Here is a 12,539-nt window from a genome sequence, read left to right as displayed (position 1 = left end):
ATCCGACCAGCTTCGCGAGAGAGACACGGTCCGAGATGAATGTAAGTGGAAGGCTGCCCGGACGGCCCCTCAGCAGACGCACGAAGACCTCGGTCATCGCCGTGGCGATGGTCGTCACGGTCGGTGTCTCCACCGCGGCGGCGTGGGGCAGCACGTCCTCCACTCCGGCGGCGAGCGGCGCAGTGCCGCTGACCCGGGTGGTACCCCAGCCGGCCAGCGTGCAGACCAAGCCGGGTGTGGCGTACACCCTCTCGCCCGGCGCCGCGATCCAGGCGACCGCCGGTTCCGCCGACGCGAAGGACGCCGCGGACTTCCTCGCGGGGCTGCTGCGCAAGCCGACCGGGTACGCCCTGCCGGTGCGCAGTGTGCCGTCCTCCACCACGCCGACCGGCGTCGCGCTGGTGCTGGGCGGTGCCGACTCGGTGAAGGGCGCCGAGGGTTACCAGCTGGACGTCACGTCCAAGGCCGTGACGATCCGGGCGAACAAGCGCGAGGGCCTGTTCAACGGCATCGAGACACTGCGGCAGCTGCTGCCCGCGAAGCTGGAGAGCCCGAAGCCCGTCGGCGGACCCTGGCGGATCCAGGGCGGCACGATCAAGGACCAGCCGCGGTACGGCTTCCGCGGGGCGATGCTCGACGTCGCGCGGAACTTCATGCCCGACACCGGGGTGAAGCGGTACATCGACGACCTCGCGCGCTACAAGATCAATTACCTGCATCTGCACCTGGTCGACGACCAGGGCTGGCGCATCCAGATCGACTCCTGGCCGAATCTCACCAAGATCGGCGGCAGCACCGGGGTCGGCGGCATATCGAAGGGCTACTACACCAAGGCCCAGTACAAGGACATCGTCGGGTACGCCTGGTCGCGCGGCGTCACCGTGATTCCCGAGATCGAGGGCTCCGACCACCAGCAGGCGGCGCTGGCCTCGTACGCCGAGCTGAACTGCGACGGCAAGGCGCGGGAGTTGTACACCGGCTTCCTCAAGAGCGACGAGGGCCTGCTCTGCGTCGACAAGCCGATCACCTACACCTTCATGGACCAGGTGATCAAGGAGGTCGCGGAGATGACCCCGGGGCCGTACATCGGCATCGGCGGTGACGAGACGCAGAACCGGTCGGCCGCCGAGCTGAAGACCTACTACAACAAGGTCGGACCCCTCGTCCAGAAGTACGGCAAGAAGGTGTACGGCTGGCAGGAGTCGGCGGTCGGCCTGGACCCGGCGACCACGACGACCGAGCTCTGGGGCGTCGGGATCGGCGACGACGAGGTGATCGCCGCGGCCAAGGGCGGCGCGAAGGTCGTCATGGCCCCGTCCGACCACGCGTACATCGACATGAAGTACAACGCGGAGAAGCCCGAGTACCCCGTCGGCAACACCTGGGCCGGTACGACCGATGTGCCGGACTCGTACAACTGGGATCCGAAGACGGTGCTCAAGGGGCTGCCCGAGTCGGCGATCGCCGGAGTGGAAGCCCCGTTGTGGACGGAGACCGTCTTCGGTATGGACCAGCTGGAGAACCTCGCGTTCCCGAGACTCCTCTCCATCGCGGAGATCGGCTGGTCGCCCGAGTCGAGCCACAACTGGGACAGCTTCAAGACGCGTCTCGCCGCCCAGGGGCCCCGGCTGCGGGAGGCCCGGGTGAACTACTACATCGCGCCCGAGATCCCCTGGCCGTCCGGCAGTTGAGCGATGCGGGGCGGCCCGGTGGCCGCTCTGCCGAGGGAGGCCCCGGCGTGTGCCGCCGGGGCCTCCCCGCGTGACCGGCGCCCCGTGCCGGACAGGTCCCGGGGACCAGGTCCTAGGGACTTCCTCACTACGATCCGGCCGATACTGCGGCCATGTCGGTGAAGTTGAGTACGGATGAGCTGAAGGGGCTGACCGATGGCTGGCTGGCCCAGGACCTCGACGCATGGACGCGGCACGTGCTGCGGCGGCACTTCGACCCGGAGGACGGGTCCGCCTACTGGCTGAAGAAGCGGACCGAACTCGACTTCGACCCCCTGGCGATCACCCGCTACGAGGAGCTGGCGCAGTTCGACAACTTCGACCTGGCGGTCCTGCGCGACGGTGACCCCGCCGACTTCGTACCGGCGAGCGTGGCCCGCCCACTGGCCGGGCGGGTCTGGGAGTCGGGCGGCACGACGGGCAAGCCGTGCCGCGCCTTCTACACCGAGGCGATGAGCCGGCACTGGGCCGCCTGGCGCCACCTCGGACGGCAGATGGCCGGGTTCAGGCCCGGCGGCGTCTGGGTCGACGCCTGCCCCAGCGGCCCGCACCTGGTGGGCGAGGAGGCGGACCACCTGGCCGACATGTACGGCTCCACGGTGTACTCGATCGACCTCGACCCGCGATGGATCAAGCACCTCATCCGGGGTGGGCGCCTCCTTGAGATGGACGAGTACATCGGCCATGTCATCGAGCAGATCGTCGACATCATGGACACCCGCCCGGTGGACTACCTGCGGACCACCCCCGCCACCGTGCAGGCCCTGATCAACCGCAGGCCCGACCTGATGGCCAAGCTCTCCGGCGTCTACCTGGGCGGCACCCAGTTCACCCCGGACGCCTACCGGAAGTTCGCCGACGCCATGCCCGGCGGGGTCATCGGGACCACGTACGGCAACACCTTCGGCAACGGCAACGGCCTGCCGTCACCCGACGGCGGCGCGACCCTGCCCTACGTGCCGAACTTCCCGCACACCACGATGACCGTCGTCGACAAGACCGACCCCACCCGGGTCGTGGAGTACGGCGAGGTGGGCCGGGTGCGGCTGATGGTGCTGCACGAGGACCTCTTCCTGCCCAACGTCCTGGAGCGCGACCAGGCGATCCGGTTCCGGACCTCGGACCAGTGGCCCTGCGACGGGGTGGCCAACGTGCAGCCCCTCCAGGTCACCGCCGACAAGCCCGAGGGCCTGTACTGAGCCACCGGTCCTCGTACGGCAGCACCGGCCGGCGCCCGCCGCCGGGCAGTTCAGCGGTCGGGCGGTGCCGACGCACCCGCCTCACCTCGAAACCCTCCCGAGAGGCATGGCGGCATGTTGCGCACCGAGCTGATCCGACCGCTGCACGAACTGATCGCGGAGCACGCCGCCCGGCTCGGTGACAAGACGGCCTTCCGGGACGACCGGCGCGGTGTCACCTACGCGGAACTCCACCAGCGCACCGGACGGCTCGCCGGGCAGCTGGCCGGGCTGGGCCTGGAGCGCGGCCGGTGCGCGGCCCTGCTCCTCGGCAACTGCCTCGAAATGGTGGAGAGTTACCTGGCCGTCGCCCGGTCGAGCGCCATCGGCGTGCCGCTCAATCCGCACGCCACCGACGCGGAGCTGGAGCATCTGCTCACCGACAGCGGGGCGGTGGTCCTCGTCACCGACCCCGCCCATCTGGACCAGGTGCTCCGGGTACTGCCGCGCCACGAGCGGCTGCGGGTGGTGGTCACCGGGGACGGGCCGCTGCCCGACGGTGTCGCCCGCTTCGACACGCTGATGGCCACCGATGCGCCCCAACCACCCCGCGATGACGCCCAGTTGGACGACACCGCCTGGATGCTCTACACCTCGGGCACCACCGGCACCCCCAAGGGAGTGCTCTCCACCCACCGCAAGTCCATGTGGGGCGTCGCGGCCTGCTACGCGCCGGTGCTCGGCCTCGACGAGTCCGACCGGGTGCTGTGGCCGCTGCCGCTCTCCCACACCGTGGCGCACAACCTCTGTGTGCTCGGGGTGGTCGCCGTGGGTGCCACCGCGCGCATCATGGACGGCCTGGCGGTCGACGAGATCGTGACGGCGCTCCGCGAGGAACAGTCCACCTTCGTCTGCGGCGTCCCCACCCTCTACCAGCACATACTCGAATCGGCCCGCGGCACGGTCCTCGGCACATCGGCGCTGCGGGTCTGCATGGTCGCCGGATCGGGCTGCTCGGCCGCGCTGCACCACTCCTTCGAGGAGGCGCTGGGCGTACGGCTGCTCGACAGCTACGGCAGCACCGAGACCGGCGGCCCGATTACCACCAACTCGCCGACCGGGCCGCGGATCGCGGGCTCCTGCGGGCTGCCCGTACCGGGGCTCACCGTACGGCTCACCGACCCGCGGACCGGCGCCGAGGCCGCCGAGGGCCGGGAGGGGGAGATCTGGGTCGACAGCCCGGCCCTGATGCTCGGCTACCACGGCAGGCCCGAGGCCACCGCCGAGGTGCTCGCCGACGGCTGGTACCGCACGGGGGACCTGGCCCGCCGGGACGACGACGGCTACCTCACCATCACCGGCCGCATCAAGGAGCTGATCATCCGCGGCGGCGAGAACATCCACCCCCGCGAGGTCGAGGACGTGGTGTCCGAGGTGCCGGGCGTCGTCGAGGCCGCGGTCGTCGGCAAGCCCCACGAACTGCTCGGTGAGGTACCGGTCGCCTTCGTGGTGCCGGGCCCCGGCGGAGTCGACCCGGACCGGCTGCTCGCCACCTGCCGGGCCCGGCTCTCGTACTTCAAGGTGCCCGCGGAGGTCTACGAGGTCGACCGCATCCCGCGGACCGCGATCGGCAAGGTCGTGCGCCAGTCGCTGCTCGACCTCCCGGCCCGGGTGCGCCTGGGCGGGGTGAGCCACCACGACGCGCTGCTGCGGACCGAGTGGGTTCCGGTGCCGACGGCCCGGGACGAGGGCGCGGACGGCGGCGGGGGCGACGGTGAGGCGCTGCCCGGCTTCGACGTACTGGCCTGTCCGCCGGATCCGGCGACCGGTCCCTACGAGGCGACGGAGCGGGTACGCTCCCGGGTGGCTGACTGGCTGGCCGGTGAACACCCGTTGCCCGCACGGCTGTTGGTCGTCACCCGGGGTGCGGTGGCGGCGGCTCCGGGCGCGGAGCCGCGCGATGTGGCGCATGCGCCGGTACAGGGCCTGCTGCGGTCCGTCCAGGCCGAACATCCGGGCCGGATCGTACTGGTCGATCTCGACCCGGACACGGATGTGGCTGCGGATGTCGATGCCGAACCCGGCCCCGACCTCGATGCGGGTTCCGGTTCCGATTCCGGGTTCGACGCCCGCCGGGCGGTCGAGGCGGTCGAGGCCTCCGGAGCCCGGGAGCCGCAGTTCGCCCTCCGCGCGGGTGCGGTGCTCGTGCCACGCCTGGCGCGGGTTCCGGCCCGGGAGGGTGAGGCCGGTGATGCCGCCGTACTCGATCCCGAGGGGCTGGTGTGGGTCGCCGGGTGGACCACCGCCCCGGGTGCGGATCTGGCCAGGCACCTCGTCACCGCGTACGGAGCACGGCACCTGCTGCTGACCGGCCACGGCCCCGCCGAACCCGCCGAACCCGACGAACCCGCGGGATCCGGGGCGGAGTTGTCCGCCGAGCGGTTCCGCGCCGAACTGGCCGAACTCGGCGCCGGGGCCACCGTGGCGGAGTGCGACCCGGCCGACCGGAACGCCCTGGCCGCACTGTTCGGCAGCCTCGACCGGCCGCTGACCGCCGTGGTCCAGGTGGACGCGGCCACCGGACCAGGGTCCCTGCCCTCCCGGATGGCCGCCGCGGCCCAGCTCCACGAACTGATGCTGACTCAGGCGCCGGAGGCACACCTCGTGTACGCCTCCGCCGCCGCGCAGCCGGGCAGCGCGGAGGAGAGCGAACACGCGCCCGTCACGGCGTACCTCGACGCGCTGGCCCAGCGGCGGCGGGCCCGTGGTCTGCCCGCGGTCTCGGTGGCCTGGGGGCCGTGGGCCGCGCGGGCCGACCGGGTGTCGCTGTCGACGCAGCAGGGCGCGGCGCTGTTCGACCGGGCGCTCACGGGCGCCGACGCCGCGCTGGTGGCCGCCCGGCTGGACCTGACCGGCACCCGCCCTGGCACCGAAACCGGCCCGGTTCCTGGTCTGTTGCGCGTCCTGGTCGCTCCGCGCCAGGACGCCGCGGGCCCCGATGCGGAACTCCTCGCGCGACGTCTTGCCGAGTCGTCGCGGGCCGGGCGCGAGCGGATCCTGCTGGAGCTGGTGCGGTCCGAGATCACGGCCGTCCTGGGGCCGGTCCGGGGCCCGCAGGACCTGCACGACGTCACGACCGACACCGCCTTCAAGGATCTGGGCCTCGACTCGCTGACCGCCGTCCGGCTGCGGGACCGGCTCGCCTCCGCGGTCGGTGTGCGGCTGCCCGCGACCCTCGCCTTCGACTTCCCGACCCCCGCCGCGGTCGCCGGGCACCTGCTGACGGAACTCTTCGGCCACGAAGCGCCACCGGCCGACGACAGCCGGGCGGCGGTGCAGGCAGCCGCGCAGGCAGCCGCGGAGGCCGACGAGCCGGTGGCCGTCGTCGCGATGGGCTGCCGCTTCCCCGGCGGGGTCTCGTCCGCCGAGGACCTCTGGCGTCTTGTGATGGCGGAGTCCGACGTGATGGGCGCGTTCCCCGAGGACCGGGGCTGGGACACCGAGAACCTCTTCGACGCGGACCCCGACCGGGCGGGCCGCAGCTACGCCCCGGCGGGCGGATTCCTGCACGACGCGGACCGGTTCGACGCCGCGCACTTCGGGATCAGCCCCCGCGAGGCCCTGGCCATGGACCCGCAGCAGCGGCTGCTGCTCGAATGCTCCTGGGAGACCTTCGAACGTGCCGGGATCGACCCGACCTCGCTGAAGGGCAGCAGGACCGGGGTGTTCGCCGGAGTGATGTTCGGCGAGTACGGCACCCGGCTGCACCGGCGGCTCCCCGAAGGGGTCGAGGGCTACCTCGGCAACGGCAGCGCGGGCAGCGTCGCCTCGGGCCGCATCTCCTACAGTTTCGGCCTGGAGGGGCCCGCGATCACCGTGGACACCGCCTGTTCCTCCTCGCTGGTGGCGCTGCACCTGGCGGCCCGCTCGCTGCGCTCCGGCGAGTGCTCGCTCGCGCTGGCCGGCGGGGTGACGGTGATGTCCACCCCGTCGCCCTTCGTGGAGTTCAGCCGCCAGCGCGCCCTCTCGCCGACCGGCCGCTGCAAGGCGTTCTCCTCCACCGCCGACGGCACCGCCTTCGGCGAAGGCGTGGGCCTGATCCTGCTGGAACGGCTGTCCGACGCCCGCCGCAACGGACATCCGGTGCTGGCCGTCATCCGGGGGAGCGCGGTGAACCAGGACGGTGCGAGCAACGGGCTGACCGCACCCAACGGCCCCTCCCAGCAGCGGGTCGTCCGCCAGGCCCTGGCGGCGGCCCGGCTCACCCCGGGCGAGGTGGACGCGGTCGAGGGACACGGCACCGGCACCACCCTGGGCGACCCCATCGAGGCGCAGGCCCTGCTGGCCACGTACGGTCAGGGCCGCCCCGCCGACCGCCCGCTGTGGCTGGGGTCCCTGAAGTCCAACATCGGTCACACCCAGGCCGCCGCCGGGGTCGCAGGCGTGATCAAGACGGTCATGGCGATACGCCACGGGATGCTGCCGAGAACCCTGCACGTCGAGCAGCCCACCGGGCACGTGGACTGGTCGGCCGGGTCCGTACGGCTGCTGACCGAGTCGACGCCCTGGCCGGAGACCGGGCGTCCCCGCCGGGCCGCCGTGTCCTCGTTCGGAGTCAGCGGAACCAACGCCCACCTCGTCCTGGAACAGGCGCCGCGCACCGACCCGGCGCGGTCCGCCCCGCGTCCGGCCCGGACCTGTCCCACCGCCGTGCCGTGGGTGCTGTCCGCGAGGAGCGAGCCCGCGCTGCACGCCCAGGTGGAGCGGGTACGCGAGGCAGCGGCCGGACTCGACCCGTGGGACGCCGCGTTCTCCCTGGCCACCGGGCGGGCCGGGCTGGAGTACCGGGCCGCCGTCGTCGGCGGGGACTTCAGCCGGATACGCACGGGCCGGGCGCACGCCGGTCGCCTCGCCGTGCTCTTCACCGGGCAGGGCGCCCAACACCCCGGCATGGGGGGCGAGTTGTACGGTGCGCAGCCCGCCTACGCCGCCGCGTTCGACGAGGTGTGCGCCGCGCTGGACCGTCATCTGGACCGGCCGCTGCGCGAGGTGATCGCCGACGGGTCCGGACTCCTGGACCTGACCGCGTACACCCAGCCCGCACTGTTCGCGCACGAGGTGGCGCTGTTCCGGCTGCTGACCTCGTGGGGCCTGCGCCCCGACGCGGTCTGCGGGCACTCGGTCGGCGAACTGACGGCCGCCCATGTCGCGGGCGTGCTCACCCTGGCGGACGCCGCCACCCTGGTGGCCGCGCGCGGACGGCTCATCCAGGCGCTGCCCGCAGGCGGTGTCATGGTCCCGGTCCGGGCCACCGAGGCGGAGATCCGGCCGTTGCTCGGCGAGGGCGTGGACATCGCCGCCGTCAACGGCCCCCGCGCCGTGGTCCTCGCCGGTGACCGGGACGCCGTGCTGTCGCTGGCCGCCCGGTTCACCGGGACCGGGCGTGCGGTCAAGGAGCTGCGCGTCTCGCACGCCTTCCACTCCGCCCGCATGGAGCCGATGCTCGCCGACTTCCGCAAGGTCGCCGACGGCCTGGCCTACCGTCCGCCGCGCATCCCGATCGTGTCGAACGTGACCGGCCGGTTCGTCGACGGCGACGACATCTGCTCCGCCGACCACTGGGTCCGGCACGTCCGCCAGGAGGTCCGGTTCGCCGACGGCGTCCGCAGCCTCTACGAGGACGGCGTACGCACCTTCCTGGAAATCGGCCCGGACGGCCCGCTCACCGCGGCGGCCCAGGACTGCCTGTCCGACGTGGAGCCCGCCGGGGAGCTCCGCTTCGTCGCGGCCCAGCGCCGGACGTCGGCGCAGCTGCCCGCCCTGGCCGACGCCCTCGGCGCGCTGTACACCACCGGCACGGACCTCGACTGGCCCGCCTTCTTCGCGGGCTCCGGGGCGCGCCGGACCGACCTCCCCACCTACGCCTTCCAGCGGGAGCGGTACTGGCTCGAAGCCGGGGCCGCGCCGGACGACCCGGCCTCCCTGGGCCAGCGCTCGGCCGCACACGCCCTGCTCGGCGCCGCGGTGCGGCTGGCCGACGGAGAGGGTGTGCTGCTCACCGGGCGGCTTGCGGTGCGGTCCCAGCCGTGGCTCGCCGACCATGCGATGGGCGGGGCCGTGCTGTTCCCGGGAACGGGCTTCGTCGAGCTGGCCGTCCGGGCGGGCGACGAGGTCGGCTGCGACGCACTCGACGAACTCGTCATCGGGGCACCGCTGGTGCTGCACCGGCAGGGCGGCACCCGCATCCAGGTACGGGTGGGGGAGCCCGACGCGTCAGGGAGACGTCCGGTGGCCGTGTACTCCTGCTCCGAGGACGGCGACGGGGACGCCCCGGGCCCCGAGGGCGGGACGGAGTGGACCCGGCACGCGTCCGGCTTCCTCACCGGCACGGACCGAGCCGCCGTACCAGAGCCCTCGCCCCAGACCCCGTTCGACTTCACGGTCTGGCCGCCGAACGGCGCCGAGGCGGTGCCGGTCGACGGGGTCTACGACGGCCTGGCCGCGAGCGGGCACGGCTACGGCCCCGCTTTCCAGGGGCTGCGCGCCCTGTGGCGACGCGGCGACGAGACCTTCGCCGAGGTCGAACTGCCGGTCCCGGCCGGGGAGTTCGGAATCCATCCCGCGCTGCTCGACGCCGCACTGCACGCCGACATCGTCGGCGGACAGCCGGCGGAGGACGGGGTGCTGCGGCTCCCGTTCTCCTGGCACGACGTCCGGCTGTCGGCCTCCGGAGCGACGGCGCTGCGCGTGCGGCTCCGGCGCGGCGCGGACGGCGGGTGCGCCGTGGAGGCCGCCGACCGGAGCGGGACGCCGGTGATCTCCATCGGGGCGTTCCGGACCCGGCCGGTCTCCCCGGCCGCGACGGTCTCCGGGGCGGCCCCGCTCCGGGACGCGTTGTTCCGCACCGACTGGACGCCGGTCGCGGCGCCCGCCGTGGTCCCCGACCGGCGGTGGGCGGTGGTCGGCGCCGTCGGGGCGCCGCCCGACGCCGTGTGGACCTACCCCGATCTGGCCGCTGTCGGGGCCTCGGCGGGGGCCTCGGCGGGGGCCTCGGAGGGGGAGGGCGCGGCGCCGGACTTCGTCCTCGTGCCGCTTGAGCCCGTCGACTCCACGGCAGCCGACGGCGCCGCGCAGGCACCCTCGGCGACCGCCGTGCGTACGGCGGTCCTGGACGCGCTGGACCGGATCCGGGAGTGGCTGGCGGACGAACGGCTGGCCTCCTCGCGGCTGGTGCTGGCGACCCGTGGCGCGGTCTCCACCGCGGCCGGTGACACGGTCGGTGACCTGGCACACGCGGCCGTATGGGGACTGGCGCGCTCGGCGCAGTCCGAACACCCGGGCCGGATCGTGCTCGCCGACCTCGACCCCGCCGCCCGGGATCGCTCGGGCATGGCCGCCGTGGCCGCGCTGGCCGCCGCGGTCGAGTCGGGTGAGGAACAGTTCGCGCTGCGGTCGGGCGACGTACTCGTGCCCCGGCTGGTCCGCGTACCGGTCCCGGACACCGACCGGACCGCGACACCGCTCGATCCCGAAGGCGTGGTGCTGATCACCGGCGGTACCGGGACGCTCGGCCGGCTGTTCGCCCGGCATCTGGTGGCGGCGAGGGGGGCCCGGCACCTGCTGCTGGTCAGCCGGACCGGACAGCGCGCCGAGGGCGCCCGGGAACTGGTGGCGGAGCTCGCCGAAGCGGGGGCGCGGGCCGAGACCGTCTCCTGCGACGTGGCCGACCCGGACGCGCTGGCGGCGCTCGTCGGCGGCCTGGACCGGCCGCTGACCGCGGTGATCCACACCGCGGGCGTACTGGACGACGGGGTGCTCGCTTCGCTGACGCCCGAACGCGTCGACCGGGTGCTGCGGCCCAAGGCCGACGCCGCACTCCACCTGCACGAGCTGACCCGGCACACCGACCTCGCCGAGTTCGTGGTGTTCTCCTCGGTGGCCGGTGTGCTCGGCGGGCCCGGCCAGGCCAACTACGCGGCGGCCAACGCCTTCCTGGACGCCCTGGTGCAGCACCGGCGCGCCCAGGGACTGCCCGGGACCGCGCTGGCCTGGGGGCTGTGGGCACCGCAGGACGGCACCGGGATGGCCGCCGGGCTCTCCGCGACGGACCGCGGCCGGATGTCCAGGGACGGGATGCGCGCGCTCTCCCCGGCCCAGGGGCTCGCCCTGTTCGACGCGGCGGCGGGCCACGACGAAGCGGTCCTGGTGGCCGCGCGTATCGACCCCGCGGCACGGCGCGCGGACACGGAACCCGTGCCCGCGCTGCTGCGTGGGCTGGTACGCCGCCCCGCCCGGCGCACCGCGGACAGCGGCCCCGGCGCGGCGGCGAGCCTGCTGCAGCGGCTGGCGGGCCGCTCCGCGCCCGAGCGGCAGGACATCCTGCTGGCACTGGTACGGAGCGAGGTGGCCGCCGTGCTCGGCTTCACCGGGCCGGATGCCATCGCCCCGGCGCAGAGCCTCGGCGAGGCGGGCTTCGACTCGCTCACCGCTGTGGAACTGCGCAACCGGCTGGGCGCGGCGACCGCCCTGCGGCTGCCGACGACCCTGGTCTTCGACCGCCCGACGCCCACCGCACTCGCCGAGCACCTGGCGGAGCAACTGCCCGCCGGGGCGCCGGATCCCGCGTCCGCGCAGCCCGGGTCCGCGTCCGTACAGCCTCAGTCCGTGAAGTCCGTGAAGTCCGTGAAGTCCGTGCAGTCCGTGCAGTCCGTGCAGTCCGTGCGGTCCGTGCCCGGCCGGTACGCGGCCGACGGGGAAGCGGACTCCTCCCCGACACTCGGCACCCTGTTCCGTGAAGCCTGCCGCTCCGGCCGGTCCGCCCAGGGCTTCGCGTTCCTGCGCGGCGCGGCCGAGTTGCGCCCCTCGTTCACCTCGCCCGGCGACTTCGGACGGGACCGCGCCCCGGTCGCACTCAGCTCGGGCACCGGTGCGCCCACCCTCGTCTGCCTCAGCTCGTACGTGGCACTCGGTGGCGTGCACGAGTACGCCCGCTTCGCCTCGCACTTCCGGGGCGAGCGCGCGGTCCGGGCCCTGCCGAACCCCGGGTTCGGCGAGGGTGAACCGCTCCCGCTCACCCGGCGTACCGTCGTCGAGGCGCAGACCGCACTCGTGCAGCAGTGCGCGGAGGGCGGCCCCTTCGTGCTCGTCGGCTCCTCGTCGGGCGGTCTGCTCGCCCATGAAGTCGCGTGCGGACTGGCCGGGTCGGGCACGCCCCCGGACGCGGTGGTCCTGCTGGACAGCTATGTACCGACCGGCGTGGAATCCTCGCTCGACGCCTTCCGCGACGCCCTCGTGGAGGGAATGTACGAGCGGCAGGGCGCCTTCGGGGCGATGGACTTCACCCGGCTGACGGCCATGAGCCGTTACTTCGAGCTGTTCGCGGGATGGCGCGCGGCACCGCTGTCCGTGCCCACGCTGCTGGTCCGCGCCTCGCAGCCGCTGCCGTCGGCCGACGGAGGGGACTGGCAGGCCCACTGGCCGGGCGCCCGGACCACCGTGGACGTACCGGGGGACCACTTCACCATGATGGAGACGCACGCGGCCACGACAGCGCGGGCGGTACGCGAATGGCTCGGCGCGGAACCGGGACCCGACGGGTCCTGACATCCGCGCGGAGCACGATCGCCGCCGC

Annotated in this window: 3 protein-coding genes; all 3 read left to right on the top strand. The window is 73.7% G+C overall.

Annotated features, from left to right (window positions below):
• Positions 1-35 precede the first annotated feature (35 nt).
• Positions 36-1,691, top strand: coding sequence for a beta-N-acetylhexosaminidase (locus NBY69_RS28075; protein WP_250304676.1), 1,656 nt, complete (start codon positions 36-38; stop codon positions 1,689-1,691).
• A 152-nt stretch (positions 1,692-1,843) separates the two neighbouring features.
• On the top strand, positions 1,844-2,929 hold the full coding sequence (locus NBY69_RS28070) for an arylcarboxylate reductase (RefSeq protein ID WP_250304674.1): 1,086 nt from the start codon (positions 1,844-1,846) through the stop codon (positions 2,927-2,929).
• A 114-nt stretch (positions 2,930-3,043) separates the two neighbouring features.
• Positions 3,044-12,511, top strand: coding sequence for a type I polyketide synthase (locus NBY69_RS28065; protein ID WP_250304672.1), 9,468 nt, complete (start codon positions 3,044-3,046; stop codon positions 12,509-12,511).
• Positions 12,512-12,539 lie beyond the last annotated feature (28 nt).

This window comes from Streptomyces sp. A 4/2 (genome assembly GCF_940670765.1).
In the GTDB taxonomy this organism is placed as follows: domain Bacteria; phylum Actinomycetota; class Actinomycetes; order Streptomycetales; family Streptomycetaceae; genus Streptomyces.
Note: the sequence above shows the minus strand (reverse complement) of the source record. Positions and strands in the feature narration are given on the sequence as shown.